At 60.6% G+C, this 22,744-nt stretch carries 25 protein-coding genes; 22 read left to right on the top strand and 3 right to left on the bottom strand.

Annotation, left to right across the window (positions count from 1 at the left end):
• The first annotated feature begins 50 nt into the window (after positions 1-50).
• Both A3OQ_RS0114715 and A3OQ_RS22580 read left to right on the top strand, forming a co-directional pair.
• Positions 51-743 carry a protein-L-isoaspartate O-methyltransferase family protein gene (locus tag A3OQ_RS0114715; protein WP_020176175.1) on the top strand — a complete coding sequence of 231 codons (693 nt, stop codon included), beginning with the start codon at positions 51-53 and terminating at the stop codon, positions 741-743.
• A 188-nt stretch (positions 744-931) separates the two neighbouring features.
• Positions 932-2,200, top strand: coding sequence for a M23 family metallopeptidase (locus A3OQ_RS22580; protein WP_083931596.1), 1,269 nt, complete (start codon positions 932-934; stop codon positions 2,198-2,200).
• A 267-nt stretch (positions 2,201-2,467) separates the two neighbouring features.
• Here the strand turns inward: A3OQ_RS22580 and A3OQ_RS0114705 are convergent, their stop codons facing one another.
• Positions 2,468-2,689: a hypothetical protein gene (locus tag A3OQ_RS0114705; RefSeq protein ID WP_026595841.1), complete on the bottom strand. Its 222-nt coding sequence runs from the start codon at positions 2,687-2,689 to the stop codon at positions 2,468-2,470.
• 304 nt (positions 2,690-2,993) lie between these two features.
• Here A3OQ_RS0114705 and A3OQ_RS24900 point away from each other — a divergent pair, with 304 nt between their 5' ends.
• Entirely contained in the window at positions 2,994-3,161 is a 168-nt protein-coding gene (locus A3OQ_RS24900; RefSeq protein ID WP_020176172.1) for a hypothetical protein, read from the top strand.
• A 100-nt stretch (positions 3,162-3,261) separates the two neighbouring features.
• On the opposite strand, the gene A3OQ_RS0114695 is transcribed toward A3OQ_RS24900, so the two are convergent.
• Entirely contained in the window at positions 3,262-4,809 is a 1,548-nt protein-coding gene (locus tag A3OQ_RS0114695) for a S10 family peptidase (RefSeq protein ID WP_020176171.1), read from the bottom strand.
• Positions 4,810-4,913: 104 nt separating this feature from the next.
• Entirely contained in the window at positions 4,914-6,482 is a 1,569-nt protein-coding gene (locus A3OQ_RS0114690) for a sensor histidine kinase (RefSeq protein ID WP_020176170.1), read from the bottom strand.
• Between the two features lie 350 nt (positions 6,483-6,832).
• On the opposite strand from A3OQ_RS0114690, the gene A3OQ_RS0114685 reads away from it, so the two are divergent.
• The 19 genes from A3OQ_RS0114685 to rpsQ all read left to right on the top strand — a co-directional run bounded on the left by A3OQ_RS0114685 (position 6,833) and on the right by rpsQ (position 22,734).
• Positions 6,833-7,576, top strand: a complete 744-nt coding sequence (locus A3OQ_RS0114685; protein ID WP_020176169.1) for an MBL fold metallo-hydrolase — start codon at positions 6,833-6,835, stop codon at positions 7,574-7,576.
• Between the two features lie 124 nt (positions 7,577-7,700).
• Entirely contained in the window at positions 7,701-8,378 is a 678-nt protein-coding gene (locus tag A3OQ_RS0114680; protein WP_152428471.1) for a uracil-DNA glycosylase family protein, read from the top strand.
• Positions 8,379-8,466: 88 nt separating this feature from the next.
• Positions 8,467-10,617, top strand: coding sequence for a caspase family protein (locus A3OQ_RS0114675; protein WP_020176167.1), 2,151 nt, complete (start codon positions 8,467-8,469; stop codon positions 10,615-10,617).
• A gap of 248 nt (positions 10,618-10,865) precedes the next feature.
• Positions 10,866-12,560: a caspase family protein gene (locus A3OQ_RS22575; protein ID WP_020176166.1), complete on the top strand. Its 1,695-nt coding sequence runs from the start codon at positions 10,866-10,868 to the stop codon at positions 12,558-12,560.
• A 494-nt stretch (positions 12,561-13,054) separates the two neighbouring features.
• Positions 13,055-13,426, top strand: coding sequence for a 30S ribosomal protein S12 (gene rpsL, locus A3OQ_RS0114660; RefSeq protein WP_020176164.1), 372 nt, complete (start codon positions 13,055-13,057; stop codon positions 13,424-13,426).
• A 76-nt stretch (positions 13,427-13,502) separates the two neighbouring features.
• Positions 13,503-13,973, top strand: a complete 471-nt coding sequence (rpsG, locus tag A3OQ_RS0114655; RefSeq protein ID WP_020176163.1) for a 30S ribosomal protein S7 — start codon at positions 13,503-13,505, stop codon at positions 13,971-13,973.
• A 35-nt stretch (positions 13,974-14,008) separates the two neighbouring features.
• Complete coding sequence (gene fusA, locus A3OQ_RS0114650) at positions 14,009-16,084, top strand: elongation factor G (protein WP_020176162.1); 2,076 nt, start codon at positions 14,009-14,011, stop codon at positions 16,082-16,084.
• 37 nt (positions 16,085-16,121) lie between these two features.
• Positions 16,122-17,312, top strand: coding sequence for an elongation factor Tu (tuf, locus tag A3OQ_RS0114645; protein WP_020176161.1), 1,191 nt, complete (start codon positions 16,122-16,124; stop codon positions 17,310-17,312).
• A gap of 114 nt (positions 17,313-17,426) precedes the next feature.
• Complete coding sequence (gene rpsJ, locus A3OQ_RS0114640; protein ID WP_020176160.1) at positions 17,427-17,735, top strand: 30S ribosomal protein S10; 309 nt, start codon at positions 17,427-17,429, stop codon at positions 17,733-17,735.
• A 159-nt stretch (positions 17,736-17,894) separates the two neighbouring features.
• Entirely contained in the window at positions 17,895-18,617 is a 723-nt protein-coding gene (gene rplC / locus A3OQ_RS0114635) for a 50S ribosomal protein L3 (RefSeq protein WP_020176159.1), read from the top strand.
• A gap of 4 nt (positions 18,618-18,621) precedes the next feature.
• Entirely contained in the window at positions 18,622-19,242 is a 621-nt protein-coding gene (gene rplD / locus A3OQ_RS0114630; RefSeq protein WP_020176158.1) for a 50S ribosomal protein L4, read from the top strand.
• The gene (locus A3OQ_RS0114625) at positions 19,239-19,544 is read left to right on the top strand and encodes a 50S ribosomal protein L23 (protein ID WP_020176157.1); all 306 of its coding nucleotides are present in this window, start codon (positions 19,239-19,241) and stop codon (positions 19,542-19,544) included. Before rplD ends, A3OQ_RS0114625 begins: the two co-directional genes overlap by 4 nt.
• Before the next feature lies 1 nt (position 19,545).
• A complete protein-coding gene (rplB, locus tag A3OQ_RS0114620; RefSeq protein WP_020176156.1) occupies positions 19,546-20,385 on the top strand; it encodes a 50S ribosomal protein L2 in 840 nt (279 codons plus the stop codon).
• Between the two features lie 2 nt (positions 20,386-20,387).
• Positions 20,388-20,666 (top strand): 30S ribosomal protein S19, encoded by a 279-nt coding sequence (rpsS, locus tag A3OQ_RS0114615; RefSeq protein WP_020176155.1) that lies wholly within the window; start codon positions 20,388-20,390, stop codon positions 20,664-20,666.
• A gap of 2 nt (positions 20,667-20,668) precedes the next feature.
• Positions 20,669-21,061 (top strand): 50S ribosomal protein L22, encoded by a 393-nt coding sequence (rplV, locus tag A3OQ_RS0114610; RefSeq protein WP_020176154.1) that lies wholly within the window; start codon positions 20,669-20,671, stop codon positions 21,059-21,061.
• A 10-nt stretch (positions 21,062-21,071) separates the two neighbouring features.
• Positions 21,072-21,818 (top strand): 30S ribosomal protein S3, encoded by a 747-nt coding sequence (gene rpsC / locus A3OQ_RS0114605; RefSeq protein WP_020176153.1) that lies wholly within the window; start codon positions 21,072-21,074, stop codon positions 21,816-21,818.
• A gap of 30 nt (positions 21,819-21,848) precedes the next feature.
• Positions 21,849-22,262 carry a 50S ribosomal protein L16 gene (gene rplP / locus A3OQ_RS0114600; RefSeq protein ID WP_020176152.1) on the top strand — a complete coding sequence of 138 codons (414 nt, stop codon included), beginning with the start codon at positions 21,849-21,851 and terminating at the stop codon, positions 22,260-22,262.
• A 10-nt stretch (positions 22,263-22,272) separates the two neighbouring features.
• Complete coding sequence (gene rpmC / locus A3OQ_RS0114595) at positions 22,273-22,479, top strand: 50S ribosomal protein L29 (RefSeq protein ID WP_020176151.1); 207 nt, start codon at positions 22,273-22,275, stop codon at positions 22,477-22,479.
• Between the two features lie 12 nt (positions 22,480-22,491).
• A complete protein-coding gene (gene rpsQ, locus A3OQ_RS0114590; RefSeq protein WP_020176150.1) occupies positions 22,492-22,734 on the top strand; it encodes a 30S ribosomal protein S17 in 243 nt (80 codons plus the stop codon).
• The last annotated feature ends 10 nt before the right edge of the window (positions 22,735-22,744 follow it).

The raw sequence follows: 22,744 nt of genomic DNA, 5'->3' as shown, positions 1-22,744 counted from the left end.
AGGACGCGCGCCGTTCCATTCGGGTCTCGACCCTAAGGAAACCGCGATCAATGTCCGCCGCGCCGCCGACCCTGTTTGATTTTCTCGGCGAGGAGGTCTCGAACGCCGAGGAACGCGCGGCCTTTCACATGCGCCTGCGCGCCCGCGGCATCCAGGATCTGGCCGTCTTGCGGACGCTCGAACTCGTGCCGCGCGCGCTCTTCGTACCGCATCGCTATGCCGATCTTGCGCAAAAGGATGTCTCTCTGCCGATCGGTTGCGGGCAGACGATCTCCGAGCCCGGCCTCGTCGCGCAGATGATGGAAGCGCTCGACCTTGCAAAGCACCATCGCGTCCTCGAGGTCGGCGCGGGCACCGGCTATACGGCGGCGATCCTGGCGCAGCTCGCGGGCGAAGTGATTTCGCTCGAACGCTTTCAAAGCCTCGCGACGGAGGCCCGTTCAAGGCTCGGGCAGATGGGAATCGATAATGCCGGTGTGGTCTGGGGCGACGGACTGTCGATCCCGCCGGAGGTTGGGGCGTTCGATCGGATTTTCGTCGAAGGGCGCCTCGATGCGGGACCGGAGGCGTTTATCCCTTTGCTGGAGGACGGCGGTATCCTCGTCTTCGCCCAGCAGGACCCTGAAGCGCCGGTCCGCCAGCAGCTGGTCAAGCTTATGCGCAGCGGCAGCGAGGCGGAGATGACATGCATCGCGCCATGCCGGATGCAGGCCATTTTGCCGGGGCTTGCCCGGGCTTTGTAATCGCGATTCTCTTGATGTCTTTGTTTTAACAAATAAATTTTGATCAAATCTGCGACACTCAGTCAAACAGTGTCGAGGTCAAGATTAATATTGTAGATTTTTTCTTGAACGCTTGTTCATCTTAAACCCTCCCTTAACTCGCATCCGCCTTAATGCCGAAGTTCCGGCTGAGTTTGGTGGGTTGCGTTATGAGTAAGGTGCTTACGAGTCCCAGGGGTCGCGTCGTCTTTCGCTTGGTTCTGGCTGGGTTTGGCGCCAGTCTGCTTGCGGGTTGTGCCGATTCAGGCCGTTTCGGCGGCGGTGATGATGGCGACGCCCTTGGTAATCCCTTCAAGACGTCGTCTTCGCGTGTCGATCGCGGTGCGACGGGCACCACCAATCCCGCGCCTTATTCGAATTCGGGTTATTCGAATTCGGGCTCGATCCAATCGCGGCCGCTGGCCTCGGCTGGATCCAGTGCGAATTATAGCGCGCCGGCCCATCGGAGCCCTCAGCTTGCCCGGTCTGAAGGCGCCTCTCATTCCGATATGACCGGCTCCGTCGGCCGCAACAGCATGGCCGGCTGGTCCGCCACGGGCGGAACGCCGGTCGTCGTCGCCAATGGCGAAACCGCCGAAACGATTGCCAACCGCTATGGCATTCCGCGCGACGCCATCGTCCATACCAATGGATTTGCCAGCGCCTCCGAAATCAGGCCAGGCACCAGGCTCATCATCCCCGTCTATAATGCCGCGCTCGCGGCATCGAGCGGCGCCGCGCCGGCCGGCCGCGCCGAAAAGCTGAAATTCGTAAGGGGTGCCGAGCCCGTCACCAAGGCCGAGAAACGCCTCGCTGCCAAAGAGGAAGCAAAGCACGGCCGGGATAAGGAAAAGGACAAGATCATCGCCAAAATGGCTGCGAAACAGCCTGATCATAAAATGGCGATGAAAGACCAGGCGAAAAAACCCGCCGAGGTCGTGAAGTCCGAGCCGATCAAAACGGCAAAGGCGGATACGCCTTCAGAGGCTCACAAGGCTATCGACTCCATGCCGACGTCGAGCCTGCATGCCGAAAAAACGATCGAGACGGCCGCGGCATCCGATAATGCCAATCCGGAATTTCGCTGGCCGGCGCATGGCCGCGTGATTCAAGGGTTCAAGGCCGGCGGCAATGACGGCATCAACATCGCCGTGCCGGAAGGGACATCGGTCAAGGCGGCCGAAGCAGGCGTCGTTGCTTATGCGGGCAGCGAGCTCAAGGGCTATGGCAATCTGGTCTTGATCCGGCATCCGAACGGTTTCGTCACGGCCTATGCCAATAATAGCGATATCGAGGTCAAACGCGGCGACACGGTCAAGCGCGGACAGACGATCGCCAAGTCCGGTCAAAGCGGCAATGTCGCTTCGCCGCAGCTCCATTTCGAATTGCGCAAAGGCTCGACTCCGGTCGATCCGGCGCAATACCTGGCTGGACTTTAGATCACGCTGATTCTGGATTGAATCAATCCATCTGCGTTGGAAAGCGCACCGTTTAGGCCTGATCTTAGGATCAGGCGTCAGGAACTCCTCCGTTTCCCGCGAGACACGTGAACGGAGTTGGCAAAGGCGGCGGATCGCGGATCCGCCGCCTTTTTGCATTTCAATCGCTGAACAAAACAAAGGCGAGGCCGGGGGATAACGGTCTCGCCTGAATGTTTCAGAGATCGAAATTGAACGCCCTGGACTGTTTTCCCGGGCCGTTTCGGATCAGTTGATGGCAGCCGGAGCCGGCTCCGAAACGCAAACCCAACCGCGGGTCATGTGCGTGCTGGGCCGGTCCATCTTATTGCCGACGAAGCAGCGCGTGGTGGCTGCCGAAGCCCCGTTCTGGGCATGAGCTTGGCTATTTAAAACCGAAAAGCCGATAATGCCGACAAGAAGAGCGGCGGCAGTGACGGACACATACGCAATATAAAGGTTACGAGCCATGTGAGTCTCCAAGGTGTCGGGAAGCAAAGATGTCATCTTTGCTTCACGAATCAGTAGTTTTTCTTAGACGATTTGATTTTTCTATGAATCGATGCTTCAAACTGATCGATTCATTATTCAATATATATAGCTCATACGTTGCTGCATTGCGATGACGCAGACGCCGCAATCGATAGGACAAGTTGACACTGCGCGTGCGCGCACAGCCGCTGGCAATACCACCCGGAAAGAAGCTGACCTGTCCCACGGCTGCCGTCTCGTGATAGAGAGGCGCCCATGAGACTCATGATTTCAGGGACCAGGGATGACCGTCGCGCAATTGATCGAAAAGCTTCAGGACATGCCGAGCGAGGCGGTCGTTCTTCTTGAGGCCGATGGCGCTTTTGCGCGGATCGCCGGCTTGAACCTCGAAAAGAGCGTGACCATCGGACTGCCCGACGAGGTCGTGCTCTTCACAGATGCCGAGGAATAGAGCACCGGACCCAAAAGTGGGACGCTGCGCGGCTTTTGGGACAAATCCGATGCGTTTAATAAGACAGAGAAGGCGCTAAGTCGGGTCGCGCGTCCACTATCTATTCTCCGGTGATGAGCTTGCGCGCATCGTCGCGGAGTGCCGCCCGCGATCCGTCTTTCGCATAGACCATATGACCGCCGCCATAGACGGCAAGCCGCAACCGGTTCGCGTCGCCCAATGGCGCAACCTGATCGATCAAAAGCGCGGACGTGAAATAAGGCGTGACCTCATCTGTCAGCCCATGCACGATGAGGACATGCATATGCGGGTCGAGCGCCAGCACGCTTTTCAGATCGCTAAGCGATTCCGCCTGGCCCCGGCCGTTCCAATCCCATTGCCGGTTGACGTTTTCATTCAGGATTTCATAGCGCGCCTCGACCGGCCAGTTGAGGCGATTGGCGGTGATATCCGCCATCGCGGCGGCGAGCGGCGTCTTATAGGCGTCGAGCACCGGATCGGAATGATCGCTTGAAGCCGCATGCGGATCGGGATCGAGGCCGGTCGCGAGACTATCGTATTGACTGGAGATTCGGCCCTCGGCGCGCGTGCGCTCGCGCGCGAATGTGCGCGGATCAATGCGGCCGCCGAGCCGCTTCACTAGGGCTTTGTCGAGGCCCGTGAAACCAGCGACTTTGTCGACGATCCTTGCTTGCGCTTCGGCGTCGCGTTCGCCGTGCAGAAGATCGACGATGTAGGGGCCTCGCGCATAGGCTTCAACATCGGCCAAGGCGGATCGTCCATTGGTTCCGTTGAGACCGCGCGCCGCGGCGGTCATGGAGGGCAGCCTTGTCGCGAAGCTCAGAGGATTGTTGCCGGTCTCGAACCAGCCGAAATCGAGCACCGGAGAGATGAGGATAAGCCCTGTGATCCCGATGCCTTCATTATCCTGGAGGCGGTGTGCGAGCTTCGGAGCGCGGAACCCGCCATAGCTTTCGCCGACGATATATTTGGGACTTTCGAGCCTCTTATTGTCGGTCAGCCATTTGCGGATCGCGACCGACAGAGCTTCGATATCGCCATTGACCGAATAGAAATGTTTACGCGCCTCATCGCTGTCGGCGAGCATGCGGCTATAGCCGGTGCCGGGCGGATCGAGAAAGATGAGATCGGTAAAATCGAGCCAGGTTTCGGCATTGTCGACAGTCACCGGCGCGGTCGAAGGCACGGCACCGTCGAGCGGCAGCCGCCATGGCCCGAGACCGCCGAGATCGAGCCAAGCCGAACTCGCGCCGGGGCCGCCATTGATGGCGATCGTTATCGGCCGCTTGGCCTTGTCGGTGCCTTCGAGCTCATAGGCGACATAGCTCAGATCGGCGATCGGCTTGCCGCTTTGTCCGTCATTCAGGCGAATGGCGCCGGCTGTCGCCTTGAAGCGCAAGGTGCGGCCTTGCAATTGCAGCTCATGCGAGGTGACGGATGGCGCGGGCAGGGGATTGGGCGCGGCCGTCGCCGCGCTGCCATGCGGCTTCTCCGGCTTCTGGCTTTCGTGCTTTTGCGGTTCCGGTTTGCCGGCTTCATCGTCTTGCGCATGAAGCGGCGGTGTCAGAAAGAGAAAACCAAAGGCGAGGATCAGACCGAGACGGGACGCAGACTTTAAAACATTCACCACGGACTCTCCCTGATCCCTCGCGCCACCGCAGGCCATCATATGGGTGCGAATTGAGAATTTGGCGAGGCGCGCGATCAGGAAATGGTGAATAGGCGGAGGTTTTACGCCGCCGTGCGGGCGGCGCGTCCGGCCCGCGCTGGCTTTTCTCCCGGCCGCGGCGCCGGTTTGTTCGGGTCCAGCCGCGGCAGAGCGTTCATGATCCGCTCGGGTGGAAACACGACGATGACTTCTGTTCCTTCGCGGACCTTGGATTTTAAAATGAAGGTGCCGCCGTGCAATTCGACGAGGCCCTTAACGATGGGCAGGCCGAGGCCCGAGCCTTCCTCGGCGTTTTTCTGGGCAAGCGAGCCGCGTCCGAAAGAGGACATCACGATCGGGATCTCGTCTTCTGGAATCCCCGGTCCCGTATCGCGCACGGAAAAATATTGGCCGCCGGCGGAAGTCCAGCCGACTTTGATCGTGATCGAGCCGCCTTGCGGCGTGAATTTGATTGCGTTCGACAGAAGGTTCAAGGCAACCTGCCGCACGGCGCGCTCATCCGCCCACATGCGCGGCAATTGCGGCTCGAAGGCTTCCGTGACCGTGATATTGCGCTTCTTCGCGCGCAGCGTGAGAAGATGCCGGCAATCCTCGACGATATTGACGAGAGCGATGGATTCCTCGCGCAATTCGTAGCGCCCAGCCTCGACGCGCGAGAGATCGAGGATCTCGTTGATGAGCATCAAGAGATGTTCGCCGCTCGAATGAATATCGTTCGAATATTCCTTATAGGCGGGGACATTGTGGGTACCGAAGAGTTCGCCTTTCATGACTTCCGAAAAGCCGAGAATGGCGTTGAGCGGTGTGCGCAATTCATGGCTCATTGTCGCGAGAAAACGCGACTTCGCGAGATTGGCCTCTTCGGAGCGCCGGCGCGCGAGATCGCTGTTGATCCGCGCTTGTTCGAGCTCGGTGATGAGCTGATCTTTTTCCGCCTGGAACAAAAGCGAATTGAGTGTCGTCTGATAGAGCTTGTTGGCGAGCACCAGGAAATAGAGCTCCATGCCGCAAGCCAAGGCCGTCAGATAGAAGGTCGCGTCGCCGAAATGGGTCGGCCGCAGCACGGCGAAAATGGCAAGCGTGATCGGCACCAGATTGCCGATCACGGCATTCGGGATCGACGCCGTGATCGGCGTATTGATGGCCGAAACGAGAAGCAAAAGCACGAGCGCGAAGGTGCTCGCGCCCGGCGCGTCGATCTGACCGAGAAAGCTCCCGAGACCCGCCCATATCAGCCCTTGGACCGTCTCCGCGAAAGTGAACTTATGCCGCCAGCGGCCGATGTTCGTATCGGCCGAGGGGTTACGGGGAAACTTCACCGCCCAGCGATAGGATAGAGCAAGGCCGGTGGAGGTCAGGGTCAGCCAGATCACGCTGACTTCGAGCGGGATCCAGGCTGTCGTGGTCGTCGCGATGGCGAGCGTGAAGGCCAGCATAACGAGGCCGGACGATTTCCGGCCCTCGGCGAAAAGCTGCAGCAATTGAACGTCGAAGGCCCGATGGCCGGTCTCGGTCGATGTCAGCTTTTCGCGGGCCTCCCTTATCTTGATGGCAAGCCGCCGGCGCTCGGCCGCGACCTTGGGATCAGCCCCCCGTCCGCGCTCGATCATCTCCGCGGTGACTTCGGTCATCTTTGGACAGGCCTGCGCAATTGTCGGTCTTGTGGAAAGGATTAAAAGACCATCGCGTATAAAGATTAACGATGGGCTTAGAGCTTCGGTCGAATTTTCTACGTTAGAGATTGTGTCAGTAGGGTTTCACTCTCCGATTTGTGTGCTACCACACAGTGGTAATGGGCTGTGGCCTTTAATTTCTCCGTCCCGGCGTTAACCATCTTACGAAGCTTTGATGGATTGCGACGTCCCTGCAGCGCCACCGCGGCCCTTGATCAGCTTGTTTCTCCCATGAGTTTTGCACCCGAGAATGCATCGTCGAAGTCCCGCCAGAAGGCCTCGGCCCGGCGCCGCGACTGGGATCTGAAATGAAAGTCACGATCGTCGGTTCGGGCGACGCCTTCGGAACAGGCGGCCGGGCCCATACCTGCATTCGCGTGGACTCCGGCGCCGGGACGGCGCTCGTGGATTTCGGCGCGGGATCGATCGTGAGCTGGCAGAAGCTGGGCTTCAAGGTGAACGATGTCGATTTGATCGTGATCTCGCATCTTCACGGCGATCATTTCGGCGGCTTGCCGTTTTTCCTGCTCGATTGCCAATTCGTAAGCGGGCGGACGAAGCCACTCCTCATGATCGGGCCGCCCGGATTCAAGCGCCGGCTCGACACCTTGCTCGAGACCTTTTTCCCAGGTGCCATGACATTCAAATGGAGTTTCCCCTGGCAGGCCGACGAGATCCTCGCCCGCCGCGTGTCGAAAGTGGCGGGACTGGTGGTCGAGACCTTCGAGGTCTTGCATCCGTCGGGCGGCCTTGCGACGGGTGTCAGGCTCAGCGACGGCGTCAGCACCTTTGCCTTTTCGGGCGATACCGGCTGGACGGAAAGCCTCGTCGAACTTTCGGCCGGGGCCGATCTTTTTCTGGTCGAGTGCTATTCGGGCGATGTGCCGGTGCCAAACCACATGGATTGGCCGACGTTGAAATCGCATGTCGCGGATTTCACCGCCAAACAAACCGTCCTGACCCATTTGGGCGAGACGGCGCTGGCGCGCATCCCCGAGATGGAAGCGGCGGGCCTTACGATCGCCTATGATGGCCGAACGTTTGATCTCTGATCCCGCGGTCATAGATCACGATGATTTTGGATTAGTTCAAGTCGCGCTTGCCTGACTTGAACTAATCCAAAATCATGAACGTGATCGATTCACATAGTTTAGAGCGGGATAGGACGGAAAACCGGTGTCCACTTTTCCTCATCCCGCTCTAGTACTTGAGGCTTTTGCAACCCGCGTCAGAGCCTGCCGCATCTGTCTCGAAGCGCCGCTGAAGACCCCTTTGCCGCATGAGCCGCGTCCGGTGTTGCGCGTCTCGACGACGGCGAAATTGCTCGTTGCCAGCCAAGCACCCGGAACGAAAGTTCATGCAACCGGGATCAGTTTTAACGACGCATCCGGCGATCGCTTGCGGCAATGGATGGATGTGTCGCGCGAGACTTTCTACGATACCGCGCAAGTCGCCATCGTTCCGATGGGATTTTGCTTCCCCGGCCAGGATGCGAAGAAAGCCGATCTGCCGCCGCGTCCGGAATGCCGCGCCGCCTGGCATGACGATCTCTTCGCCCTGATGCCGCAAATCGAGACGATTTTGGCGATTGGGCGCTACGCGCAAGACTACCATTTCGCGCGCGCCGGCCGGCCTTTGCCGAAAAAGATCACGCTCGACGAGATCATCCGCAATTGGCGCGATTTTGCCGGGCAAGCGCCGCGCATCATTCCGCTGCCGCATCCGTCTTGGCGCAACATCGGTTGGGCCAAACGCAATCCCTGGTTCGAGGCGGAGATTTTGCCGATGCTGAAGCAGGTGGTCGCCCAGACACTTGGTACCTCGTCACTTGGTACTTCGTCGCTCGGCGCTTGAACCGCCTTTGCAGCGCCTTGATCGGTCGTGGTTAAGCCACAAAGCTTTTCAATAATCACACTTAGTTGAAGTGGTACTAAGGTGTTGCATGAAAAAAAGAAAATTGCTGGTTGCTATCTTTGTGACCGTCGAATTGTCAATCGTTTCCTGGGCCGCGCAAGCGCAGACAAGCGAGCCGCGTCTCGCACTGGTGATCGGAAATGCGCAATATGCCGGCGGACCCCTGGCAACGGCGTCGAATGACGCCGGGCTGATCGCGCAGACACTGACCACGGCAGGCTTCGATGTGACGGGAGCCGCCGATCTCGATCAGGATTCGGTGCGCCGCGCCTTCAAGGAATTTCTGGCCAAAGTCCAAGAGGCTGGCCCGCACGCGATCACCTTCGTCTATCTCGCTGGCTACGGGCTGCAATACTCCGGCGAGAATTATTTCGTTCCGGTCGATGCCACTTTGCAGCGCGAGAGCGATATCCCGATCGAGGCGATCAGGATATCGGATTTCACCCATGCGCTTGCTGGATTGCGTTTGGACGCCCGCGTCTTCGTGCTCGACGCGGCGCGGGCCAATCCGTTTCCGGTGAAAGGCAATCCGCTCGCCGGCGGGCTTGCGCTCGTCGATGTCGAGGAGGGGTCGCTTGACGCCTTCAATGCGGCTCCCGGAACGATAGCGCCGTCGGAGCAGGGCCCTTATGGCATTTACGCGCGGGCGCTCGCTGAAATGTTACGTTATGGCGGCGTGCCGCTCGATGACGTTTTCGCGCGCGTGCGTTTGCGGGCGAATGAATTGTCGCATGGTGCTTTCGTCCCATGGGACGTGTCGAAATTAACCCATCCGGTCGTTCTGCTCGCGGCAAGTCCCGATGCGGCGGGTTTGCCGCCGACGCAAAATTACGCCGCCTTGCAGTCGCGCCCGATGCGGGATTTTCCGAACGCCAACGAGGCTTATGCAGCGGCCATCGAGATCGACACGCTCGCCGCCTATCAGGGCTTTTTGCAGGTCTATCCGTCGGATCCGCTGGCCTTCCGGGTGCGGGCCATTCTTGCCGCACGGCGCGAAGCCTTGACTTGGAACAGGGCCGTTATGGCCAATACGCCCGACGCCTATTGGAGTTATATGCGGCGCTATCCACGCGGACCGCATTTCTTCGACGCGCGCCGTCGTCTCATAGGTTTCTCCGTGGCGCTCGAACCGCCGCCGCGTTTCGATCCATACGATTTCCAAGGATTGCCGCCACCCCCTGACGATGAATATGTCATTGTCGACCGGCCGCAAATTATCTTCGAAGGGCCGGATTACGCTCCGGCGCCTCCGCCGCCGGCCTATTTCCTGGCACCGCCGCCGCCCGAGTTCAGGCGCCTGCCGCCGCCTGAACCGCATCCGATTGGTATTCTGCCCGGGCCCGTGGCGCTGCCATTGCCTTTCGCGCAACCGGCCTCGCGCGCCGGCAGCTTCAGACAGTTAAATGGCGCGCAAGGCGAGCCCGAACATCAGCCGCAAGGCGCGGGGCATCCGAACGGGCAAGTCCCGAATGCGCAAGTCCCGAATGCACAAGCCCCCAACGGCGCGCCCGGGCCGCAAGGCGAAGGACGGCCGCATCCGGGCGCTGAGCCCAACCATGCTTTGCCCGTGCCTCCGCAGGGCGGACCAGGCGCGGTAGCGCCACAAGTCCATCCGGAGCATGCCGCACCTGAGCCTGGACATCAGCCGCCAGGAGCCGGGCAGCCGCATCCGAGCGCCGAGCCGAACCACGGCTTGCCCGTGCCTGCGCAGGGCGGACCAGGCGCGGTTGCGCCACAAGTCCATCCGGAGCATGCCGCACCTGAGCCTGGACATCAGCCGCCAGGAGCCGGGCAGCCGCATCCGAGCGCCGAGCCGAACCACGGCTTGCCCGTGCCTGCGCAGGGCGGACCAGGCGCGGTTGCGCCACAAGTCCATCCGGAGCATGCCGCGCCCCAGGCGGAGCCGCCGCATCCCGCGCCGCATATGGAGCCTCCCCACGCCGCGCCGCACGTCGAGCCTCCGCACGCCGCGCCGCCTCCGCCGCATATAGAACCACCGCATCCGGCACCCCCGCCGCCTGCGCCGCATGTCGAGCCGCCACATCCGGCCCCGCCGCCGCCCGCGGCTCCGCATCCGGCCCCGCCGCCACCTGCCGCTGCGGCTCCGCCGCATCCGCCGGTGCCCCCGCATCCGCCAAAGCCCGGCGAGAAGGAAGAAAAACCCGGCGAACAGCATTAGCTGGGGTTGGCTCGCGGAGGAGATCCGCGAGCCAACCTGCTTAGGGCTCCGGCAAATCCGTCGTGAAATCCGTCCTGGCGCAATCTCTGCCGTGTAGAGATTTCACCGATACTGCGAGTCAAGCTCTCGTGATGGCGCTTGCTTGGGCAGGCCGACGCGCCACAAAGAAGGCACCGGCGTGGATTTGTTTTGGCGCATGATCTCATTCCGAAAAGTCTGCAATTTCGGGATCATGCTCAGGGTGAGTGATGCGCGATACGCAATGGATCGTTGCAATTTTAATGATGATCGGGCTTGCGATCGCAGCGCCCGGCGTGGCGCGCGCGCAAGCGGGCGATTTACGCTACGCGCTCGTCATCGGTAACGCGCAATATCATGAAAAGCCTTTGGCGACGGCTACCAATGACGCCGCGCTCATCGCCGATACGCTCCGCCAGGCGGGCTTCGATGTGACGGGCGCCGCCGATCTCGATCAGGATTCGGTGCGCCGCGCATTTCAGGATTTTCGGACGAAGCTCGAAGAGGCCGGTCCGCAGGCGATCGCATTCGTCTATTTGTCGGGCTATGGGCTCCAATATGATGGCGAGAATTATTTCATTCCCGTCGACGCCTTCCTGCAACGTGCCGCCGATATTCCAGTCCAAGCGATCAGGGTCTCGGATCTCACGCAGGCCCTTGCCGCGCTGAAGCTGCGAGCCCGCATTGTCGTGCTGGATGCCGCGAGGGACGACGTGTTTCCGACAAATGGCGGCGCTCTGGCCACAGGTCTCGCTTTGCCCGATGTCGATGCCGGATCGCTTTATGCGTTCAATGCCGCGCCCGGCACGGCCGCGCCGGAGGAGAGGGGCACGTTCGGCGCCTATGCTCAGGCCTTGGCCGAGATGCTGCGCTACGGCGGCGTGCCGATCGACGAGGTCTTTGCCCGCACGCGTCTGCGCGTGAATGATGTCACGCATGGCGCTTTCGTGCCCTGGAACGTGTCGAAGCTGACAAGCCCGCTTGTCCTGCTCGCCCCTCCAGGTTTGGACGGCGTGCCGCCGCCGGAGGCGGAAGCCTATGGCGACCTTCAGGGCGAGCCCATTCACGATTTTACCGACGCCACCGATGCCTATGCCGCTGCGGTCGAACTCGATTCGCTCGCGAGCTATCAGGAGTTTTTGGCGGCTTTTCCCGCAGATCCGCTCTGCGGGCGTGTGAGAGCCCTTCTCGCGCATCGGCGCGAAGCCTTAACCTGGAATCGGGCCCGCCACGTCCATGCGCCCAATGCCTATTGGAGCTATATGCTGCGCTATCCAGACGGGCCGCATGCGGCGGACGCCGGCCGGCTGCTCGCCGGTTCCGCGGCGCCACATGATCCGCCGGCACGGTTTGATCCTTATGATTTCCAAGGCCTTGCACCGCCGGAGGAAGAGGAGCGCGTGATCCTCGATCATGCCGATTTCGCGCCGGGCGGCCCGAGCGGCTTGAATTACGCGCGTGTGCCGCCGACTCCGGAGCGATTCCTGCCGCCGCTTCCGCCGCAATTCCGGCATTTGCCGCCGCCCGAACCGCGGGCCCAAGGCTATTTGCCGGCGCCTTCGCCGATCCCCTTGGTCTATGCGCGCCCGGTAACCCGGCTTGGGACTCTGGCGGCGCCGAATTTCGCGCCGCAGCGCCCGATCGAACGCCCAGGTGAGCGATTTGGCGGTCCGTCTGCGGTCCCGAATCAGGAATTCGGGCACGCGCTGCCAAACCCGGCAGAGCATTTTGACGAGCGGCATGTGGGTGAAGAGCCGACTCATACACAATTACCGGCGTTGAGGCAGGAGCCGGCCGTGAGCGCGCTTCCGAGACCGCCGAGGGCTGCGGAGATCAGGCAGATGCCTAGAGTCGCCCCGACGCGTAATTTCGCCGTCGCGCCGCATCCCGCCGCCCCGATGCGGGCGGTTGGCGAGGCCCATTAGCCTGTCATAAAAGCCCCCGGGCGCCTCCCTCTTGCGGAACGTTCGGCCGTGCTTAGATAAAAACTCCCTCAAGGGGTTGACGCGCAAAGCTCGTCTGATTAAGTTCCGCCCGCTCTCGACAGGCAGTAGATTCCTAACATATTTGAGGCGCCTCGCTTCAAATCCCGTGAAATCTAAACGCTGTCGGCCTCAGCAAACGAACGTCATTGATCCATAGTGCGCTTAAGCGCCGTCATGGATCACCAGCGGCACGACCTCGATATTCGCGGTCCTCTGCCTGGCGCAGCGCCGGAAGCCCTTGGGCCGAAGGCGCTCAATTTGTTTGCGTGTGTATCCCCGGATCTGCGGAGATTTGGGATTTGCACGGCGGGTATTTCGCGTCATCGCGATGGTCCGCCGCGACAAGCGTTTCTTGGACACTTCGTCCAGATGCGCCGACGAACGAGATTTTGAGAGGGTGAAAGCCCTCGGACCTAAGTGGATACGGAAAACATATGCCGACGATCAGCCAATTGATCCGCAAGCCGCGGCAAGAGAAAATCTACCGCGAGAAGGCGCGCCACATGCAGGCCTGCCCGCAGAAGCGCGGCGTCTGCACGCGCGTCTACACGACGACGCCGAAGAAGCCGAATTCGGCGCTTCGCAAGGTCGCCAAGGTGCGTCTCACCAACGGTTTCGAGATCATCGGCTATATCCCGGGTGAAGGCCACAATCTGCAGGAACATTCGGTCGTCATGATCCGCGGCGGCCGCGTCAAGGATCTGCCGGGCGTGCGTTATCACATCCTGCGCGGCGTTTTGGATACGCAGGGCGTCAAGAACCGTAAGCAGCGCCGTTCGAAATATGGTGCGAAACGGCCGAAGTAATCCGTGGTAGAAATTGACCCGATGGCCGGGCCAAGCCAGGCCATGACAAGAGACAGTCAAGACAGGAACGAAACATATGTCGCGCCGCCACAGGGCTGAGAAACGGGAGATCATTCCCGACGCGAAGTACGGCGACGTCGTGCTGACGAAGTTTATGAACTCGATCATGTACGACGGCATGAAGTCGGTCGCTGAATCGATCGTCTACGGCGCCTTCGACGTCGTGGAGCAGAGGACGCGCGGCGAGCCGCTTACCGTCTTCAAGCAGGCGCTCGAAAATGTCGCGCCGGCGATCGAGGTGCGCTCGCGGCGCGTCGGCGGCGCCACCTATCAGGTGCCGGTCGAAGTTCGCATGGAGCGCCGTCAGGCTCTGGCGATCCGCTGGATCATCACCGCCGCGCGCGGACGAAACGATAAGACCATGGTCGACCGGCTTTCGGCCGAGATCATGGATGCCGCGAACAATCGCGGCAATGCCGTCAAGAAACGGGAAGACACGCATAGGATGGCGGAAGCCAACCGCGCCTTCTCGCATTACCGCTGGTAAGGGAGCGAAGCTTCAGCTTCGAAAGGATTTCCGACATGCCACGCAGTCATCCGATTCAGGACTACCGCAACTTCGGCATCATGGCCCACATCGATGCGGGCAAGACGACGACGACGGAGCGTATCCTCTATTATTCCGGCAAGTCGCATAAGATCGGCGAAGTGCACGACGGCGCTGCGACCATGGACTGGATGGAGCAGGAGCAGGAACGCGGCATCACGATCACGTCTGCCGCGACGACTACCGCCTGGAACGGGAAGCGCCTTAACATCATCGACACCCCCGGCCACGTCGATTTCACCATCGAGGTCGAGCGTTCGCTGCGCGTGCTCGACGGCGCCGTTTGCGTGCTCGACGGCAACCAGGGCGTCGAGCCGCAGACCGAAACCGTTTGGCGTCAGGCCGACAAATATCACGTTCCGCGCATCGTGTTCGTCAACAAGATGGACAAGATCGGCGCCGATTTCTATCGCTGTGTCGACGACATCAAGACCAAGGTCGGCGGACGCCCGATCTGCGCCCAATTGCCGATCGGCTCGGAAGCCGATTTCAAGGGCATCATCGATCTCGTCCGCATGAAGGCCGTCGTCTGGGAAGACGAAGGTCTCGGCGCGAAATATCACGATGAAGAGATCCCGGCCGATCTCAAGGACAAGGCGCTCGAATATCGCAATATCCTGATCGAAGCTGCGGTCGAACTCGACGACGACGCGATGCAAGCCTATCTCGACGGTACCGAGCCTTCGGAAGATGTCCTGAACGGCCTCATCCGCAAGGCTGTGCGGTCGATCACGTTCATTCCGGTTTTCTGCGGCTCGGCCTTCAAGAACAAAGGCGTTCAGCCTTTGCTCGACGCGGTCGTTTTGTATCTGCCGTCGCCGGTCGATCGTGAAGCGATCAAGGGCATCGATGTCGATTCAGGTGAGGAAATCGTCCGTCTGCCGGGCGATGACGAACCTTTCTCCATGCTCGCCTTCAAGATCATGGACGATCCTTTCGTCGGCACGATCACCTTCGCGCGCGTCTATTCGGGTCATATCGAGTCCGGCACCACCGTGCTGAACTCGACCAAAGACAAGAAAGAGCGCATCGGCCGCATGCTGCTGATGCACGCGAACAATCGCGAAGACATCAAGGAAGCCTATTCGGGCGATATCGTCGCGCTCGCGGGTCTGAAGGATACGCGGACGGGTGACACGCTTTGCGACTTGAACAAGGCGGTTATTCTGGAACGCATGGAGTTCCCGGAGCCCGTTATCGAAATCGCGATCGAGCCGAAGTCCAAGGCCGACCAGGAGAAGCTTGGCGTCGCCTTACAGAAGCTCGCGGCCGAAGACCCGTCCTTCCGTGTCTCGACCGATCAGGAATCAGGTCAGACGATTTTGAAGGGCATGGGCGAGCTTCATCTCGACATCAAGGTCGATATTCTGCGCCGTACCTATAAGGTCGATGCCAATATCGGCGCGCCGCAGGTTGCCTATCGCGAAAAGCTGACGCGGCGGGTCGAGATCGACGAGACGCATAAGAAACAGACCGGAGGCACCGGCCAGTTCGCGCGGATCAAGGTCATCTTCGAGCCGAATACGCCTGGTGCGGGATCGAGTTTCGAATCCAGCATCGTCGGCGGCGCGGTGCCGAAGGAATATATTCCGGGTGTCGAAAAGGGCATCAACAGCGTCATGGGCTCCGGCATTCTCGCTGGCTTCCCAGTGGTCGATGTCAAGGCGACCTTGATTGACGGCGCTTTCCACGACGTTGACTCCTCGGTGCTGGCCTTTGAGATCTGCGCCCGCGCGGCCTTCCGCCGGGCGCTGAAGGAAGGCGGTTCGGTCCTGCTCGAGCCGATTATGAAGGTCGAAGTGACGACGCCTGAGGATTACACGGGCTCCGTCATGGGCGATCTTCTGTCGCGGCGCGGTCAGGTGCAAGGCCAGGACATGCGCGGCAACGCGGTTATCATCAATGCGATGGTCCCGCTCGCCAATATGTTTGGCTATGTGAATCAGTTGCGGTCCTTCAGCCAGGGCCGCGCCAACTACTCGATGCAATTCGATCACTACGAACAAGTTCCCGCGGGTGAGGCCGCGAAGGTCCAGGCAAAATACGCCTGATGTGCCTGCACAGTTGAGTTTTTAAAGGAGCCGGACGATGGGCAAGGAAAAATTCGAGCGCAACAAACCGCATTGTAACATCGGTACAATCGGGCACGTCGATCATGGCAAGACGTCGCTAACGGCGGCGATCACCAAGGTTTTGGCGGAATCGGGCGGCGCGACCTTCACGGCCTATGATCAAATCGACAAGGCGCCGGAAGAGAAGGCGCGCGGCATCACGATCTCGACGGCGCATGTCGAATACGAGACCAAGAACCGCCATTACGCGCATGTCGATTGCCCCGGCCACGCCGACTATGTGAAGAACATGATCACCGGCGCGGCCCAGATGGACGGCGCGATCCTCGTCGTGTCTTCGGCTGACGGCCCGATGCCGCAAACGCGCGAGCACATCCTGCTTGCCCGTCAGGTCGGCGTGCCGGCGCTGGTCGTGTTCATGAACAAGGTCGACATGGTCGACGACGCCGAACTCCTCGAGCTCGTCGAGCTTGAGGTCCGCGAGCTTCTGTCGAAATACGATTTCCCCGGTGACGATATTCCGATCACCAAGGGTTCGGCGCTTTGCGCGCTTGAAAACCGCAACCCGGAAATCGGCCATGACGCCGTTCTGAAGCTGATGGAAACGGTCGATGCCTATATTCCGCAGCCGGAACGTCCGATCGATCAGCCCTTCCTGATGCCGGTCGAAGACGTGTTCTCGATCTCCGGCCGCGGCACGGTCGTGACCGGCCGCGTCGAGCGCGGCATCATCAAGGTCGGCGAGGAAATCGAGATCGTCGGCTTGAAGCCGACCGTCAAGACGACCGTGACCGGCGTCGAAATGTTCCGCAAGCTGCTCGATCAAGGTCAGGCTGGCGATAACATCGGCGCGCTGCTGCGCGGTACCAAGCGTGAAGACGTCGAGCGCGGCCAAGTGCTCTGCAAGCCCGGCTCGGTGAAGCCGCACACCAAGTTCAAGGCCGAGGCTTACATCCTCACCAAGGACGAAGGTGGCCGTCACACGCCGTTCTTCACGAACTATCGCCCGCAATTCTATTTCCGCACCACCGACGTGACGGGTGTCGTCACATTGCCGGAAGGCACGGAAATGGTCATGCCCGGCGACAATGTGACCATGGACGTCGAGCTGATCGTGCCGATCGCGATGGAAGAAAAGCTGCGTTTCGCTATCCGCGAAGGCGGCCGCACGGTGGGCGCGGGCGTTGTCGCCTCGATCACGGAATAATCATTATGCCGAAAGGCCGCGAGGCTTTTCGGCATTGTCTTCGGTCGCTTTGCGAAGTGGGCGAAAAATAGAACAGCGGGGCAGGTCAATGGCTGCGCGACAGGGAACAATGTAATGAACGGCCAGAATATCCGCATCCGCCTCAAGGCGTTCGATCACCGGATTCTCGATTCGTCGACGAAGGAGATCGTCTCCACGGCCAAGCGCACCGGCGCTCAGGTCCGCGGCCCGATCCCTTTACCGACGCGGATCGAGAAGTTCACAGTGAACCGTTCGCCGCACGTCGACAAGAAGTCGCGCGAACAGTTCGAGATCCGGACGCATAAGAGGGTCCTCGATATCGTAGACCCGACACCGCAGACGGTGGACGCTTTGATGAAGCTCGACCTCGCTGCCGGTGTCGACGTGGAGATCAAGCTCTAGTTTCTGGCGAAGGCCGAACCGGCCTTCGGACGGAACATCGTCGAATCGAGATGATGTTCCAACGCGTAGAATTAAGCATCGTTTCAAGACGATGCGGTGACGGCAAAAGAGATGAACCGGGCCACGGGCTTTAAGCTCTGGCCTTGAAGGACGAACAACATGCGATCAGGTGTTATCGCGCAAAAGCTCGGCATGACCCGCGTCTTCACGGACGCTGGCGAACATGTGCCGGTCACGGTCTTGAAGCTCGATGGCTGTCAAGTCGTCGCGCATCGGACCAAGGAACAGAATGGCTATAGCGCGGTGCAACTTGGCATCGGCTTGGCCAAGGTGAAGAATGTCTCGAAGGCCGAGCGCGGCCGCTTCGCGGTCGCCAAGGTCGAGCCGAAATTGAAGCTCGCCGAATTCCGTGTCGCCGAGGACGCGTTCCTGCCGGTCGGTGCCGAGATCACGGCCGATCATTTCGTCGTCGGCCAATTCGTCGACGTGACGGGGACCTCCACCGGCAAGGGCTTTGCCGGCGCGATGAAACGCTGGAACTTCGGCGGCTTGCGCGCCACCCACGGCGTATCGCTTTCGCATCGTTCGCATGGTTCGACCGGTGGCCGTCAGGACCCCGGCAAGACCTTCAAGAACAAGAAAATGGCGGGTCATCTCGGCGTCGAACGCGTGACGACCTTGAACCTTCGCGTCGTTTCGACCGATGTCGAGCGCGGTTTGATCCTGGTCGAAGGCGCCGTTCCCGGCACCTCCGGCGGCTGGATCTATATCCGCGACGCCGTCAAGAAGGCGCTGCCGAAGGATGTGCCTTTGCCTGGTAAGTTCCGCCTCGCCGAAGGTGGTGAACCGGCCCCCGCCGAACCCGCGCCGACGGAGGCCTGAGACCATGAAGATCGACGTCATTTCTCTCGACGGCGCCGCGGCGGGTTCAGTCGAACTCTCAGACGCAATTTTCGGCCTCGAGCCGCGCGAGGATCTGATCGCGCGGATGGTGCGCTATCAGCTCGCCAAGCGCCGCGCCGGCACCCATGTCGCCATGGGCCGCGCCGATGTCTGGCGCACCGGCAAGAAGCTCTACAAGCAGAAGGGCACCGGCCATGCCCGCCATGGTTCGGCGCGCGCGCCGCAGTTTCGCGGCGGCGGCAAGGCGCATGGCCCGGTCATGCGTTCGCATGAACATGATCTCACCAAGAAGGTGAAGGCGCTGGCGCTGAAACACGCGCTGTCGGCTAAGGTGAAGGACGGCGGCTTGATCATCTGGGCCGACACCAAGGTCGCCGAGGCCAAGACCAAGGCCTTGCTCGGGCATTTCGCCAAGCTCGGCCTGACCAATGCCCTGATCATCGACGGCGCGGAGCCCGAGATCAACTTCGCGCTGGCCGCGCGCAATATTCCGAATATCGACGTGCTGCCGATCCAAGGCATCAACGTCTATGACATTCTGCGCCGCGACAAACTGGTTTTGACCAAGGCCGCGCTCGACGCTCTGGAGGCTCGCTTCGCATGACCCCACCCTCCATTGATGTGCGGCTCTACGATATTATCGTAGCCCCGATCGTCACCGAAAAGGCGACCTTCGCCTCGGAAGACAACAAAGTGATCTTCAAGGTCCGCAAGACCGCGACGAAACCGCAGATCAAGGAAGCGGTCGAGAAGCTCTTCGACGTGAAGGTCTTGGGCGTGAACACGCTTTTGCGCAAAGGCAAAAGAAAGACGTTCAAAGGAACGCGCGGCGTTCAGTCGGATATCAAAAAAGCGATCGTCACCCTCGCCGAGGGTGACAAGATCGATGTGACGACGGGGCTCTGATATGGCACTCAAAACATTCAAGCCGATCACGCCGAGCCTTCGTCAGCTCGTCATCGTCGATCGCAGCGACCTCTACAAAGGCAAGCCGGTCAAGACCCTGACCGAGGGCAAGTCGTCTTCCGGCGGCCGCAACAACAATGGCCGCATCACGGTACGTTTCCGTGGCGGCGGCCATAAGCAGAGCTATCGCATCGTGGATTTCAAGCGCCGTAAGCTTGATATCCCGGCGAAGGTCGAGCGGATCGAATATGATCCGAACCGCACGGCTTTCATCGCGCTCATCCGCTATGCCGACGATGAGCTCGCCTATATCATCGCGCCGCAAAGGCTGAGCGTCGGCGACGAGGTCATTTCCGGCCAACAGGTCGACGTCAAGCCCGGCAATGCCATGCCGCTCGCCTCGATGCCGGTTGGCACGATCGTGCATAATGTCGAGATGAAGATCGGCAAGGGCGCCGCCATGGTGCGCTCGGCCGGCAATTATGCGCAGGTCGTCGGACGCGACCAGGGTTACGTGATCGTGCGCCTGAATTCAGGCGAGCAACGCCTGATCCACGGCCAGTGCTTCGCGACTGTCGGCGCGGTGTCCAACCCGGATCATATGAATGCTTCGATCGGCAAGGCCGGACGCAGCCGCTGGCTCGGCCAGCGCCCGCATAACCGCGGCGTGACTATGAACCCGGTCGATCACCCGCACGGCGGCGGCGAAGGCCGCACCTCCGGCGGCCGTCATCCAGTGACTCCTTGGGGTAAGCCGACCAAGGGCAAGAAGACCAGGACCAATAAGTCCACGACGAAATTCATCGTGACCTCGCGTCACAAGAGCAAGAAGAAGGGCTGATCATGGCGCGCTCCATCTGGAAGGGCCCGTTCGTCGACGGCTATCTGCTCAAAAAGGCAGAGACCGCGCGCGGCTCGACCCGTTCCGAAGTCATCAAGATCTGGAGCCGCCGCTCCACCATCCTGCCGCAGTTCGTCGGCCTGACCTTCGGTGTCTACAACGGCCACAAGCATGTGCCGGTGAACGTTACCGAAGACATGATCGGTCACAAGTTCGGCGAGTTCTCGCCGACCCGGACCTTTCACGGTCACGCGGCGGATAAGAAAGCCAAGAGGGGCTGACCATGTCTAAGGAAAAGACGCCCCGCGCGCTCTCAGATCACGAAGCCAAGGCGGTCGCCCGCATGCTGCGCATCAGCCCGCAGAAGCTGAACCTTCTGGCTCAGCTGATTCGCGGCAAGAAGGTCGACAGGGCGCTGGCCGATTTGGAATTCTCGCGCAAGCGCATCGCCTTCGACGTCAAGAAGACGCTGGAGAGCGCGATCGCGAATGCCGAAAACAATCACGGCCTCGATGTCGACGATCTCGTCGTCGCCGAAGCTTTCGTTGGCAAGGCGCTCATCATGAAACGTTTCGCCGCGCGGGCGCGCGGCCGGTCAAGCCGGATCGAAAAGCCGTTTTCGCATTTGACGATCGTCGTGCGCGAAGTCGGCGTTCCGGCCACGGCAGAGGCCTGAGGAGAAGAGCATGGGTCAGAAAGTCAATCCGATCGGCCTTCGTCTTGGCATCAACCGGACCTGGGATTCGCGCTGGTACGCCGGCAAAAACGAATATGGCAAGCTTCTGCACGAGGACATGCGCATTCGCGAAGCCCTCATGAAGACGCTGAAGCAGGCGGCGGTTTCGAAGATCATCATCGAGCGGCCGCATAAGAAATGCCGCGTGACGATCCATTCGGCCCGCCCTGGCGTCGTCATCGGCAAGAAGGGCGCGGATATCGATAAGATCCGCAAGCTCGTCGCCAAGATGACGGACTCGGAAGTCGTCATCAATATCGTTGAGGTGCGCAAGCCCGAGATCGACGCGACGCTGGTCGCCGACTCGATCGCGCAGCAGCTCGAGCGTCGCGTCGCGTTCCGCCGCGCCATGAAGCGCGCCGTGCAATCGGCGATGCGTCTCGGCGCGGAAGGCATCCGCATCAACTGCTCCGGCCGTTTGGGCGGTGCTGAAATCGCGCGCCTCGAATGGTATCGCGAAGGCCGCGTGCCGCTGCATACGCTGCGCGCCGATGTCGATTACGGCGTCGCGACGGCGCATACGGCCTATGGCACGTGCGGAATCAAGGTTTGGATCTTCAAGGGTGAAATCCTTGAGCATGATCCGATGGCACAGGACAAGAAGATGGCCGAACAGGATCACGGCGGAGGCGGTGGCGGAGGTGATCGCGACCGCGATCGTGATCGCGGCCGCCGGCGCGACCGCGACGCGGCCTGACCCTTAACGGCTCAATCGGAAGATTAGACAATGCTGCAACCGAAGAAAACGCGATTCAGAAAGGCCTTCAAAGGCCGCATCCACGGTGCCTCCAAAGGAGGCTTCGAGCTGAACTTCGGCCAGTTCGGCTTGAAGGCGATGGAGCCCGAGCGCATTACGGCGCGCCAGATCGAAGCGGCCCGCCGCGCCATGACGCGTCATATGAAGCGTGCCGGGCGTGTTTGGATCCGCATCTTCCCGGATGTGCCGGTGTCGAAAAAGCCGGTCGAAGTCCGCATGGGTAAAGGCAAGGGCGGCACCGAATATTGGTGCTGCCGCGTCGCTCCCGGCCGCATCATGTTCGAGCTCGACGGCGTGCCGTCCGAGCTCGCCCGTGAAGCCCTGCGGCTCGCCGCCGCGAAGCTGCCCATCAAAACGCGCTTCATTCAGCGCATCGTCGAGTGAGGAGGAACAGATGAAATCGAAAAGCCGCCTCTCCGACCTCAAGGTCATGTCTGAGGATCAACTCGATCAAGAGGTCGCAAACCTCAAGAAAGAACAGTTCAACCTGCGCTTCCAGCGCGCGACGGGTCAGCTCGAGAATACGTCCCGCGTGCGTGTCGTGCGCCGTGACATTGCCCGTGTCATGACCCTCGCCGCGCAAAAGCGCGCCGCCAAATAATTAGGAAAGATCATGCCGAAACGTATTCTTCAGGGTGTCGTCGTCAGCGACAAGCAGGAAAAGACCATTGTCGTGAAGGTCGAACGGCGCTTCACGCATCCGCTGTTGAAGAAGACCGTCCGGCGTTCGAAGAACTACCATGCGCATGACGAGAACAAGGTGTTCAAAGTCGGCGATGCGGTTTCGATCGAAGAGACGAAGCCGATTTCGAAATTGAAGCGTTGGATCGTCGTCGAGACGGCGCCGAAAGCCTAAGTGCGGTGAG

This window comes from Methyloferula stellata AR4 (assembly GCF_000385335.1).
Lineage (GTDB): Bacteria > Pseudomonadota > Alphaproteobacteria > Rhizobiales > Beijerinckiaceae > Methyloferula > Methyloferula stellata.
The sequence above is the reverse complement of the archived record's forward strand: the minus strand, read 5'-3'. Positions and strand labels throughout refer to the sequence as shown.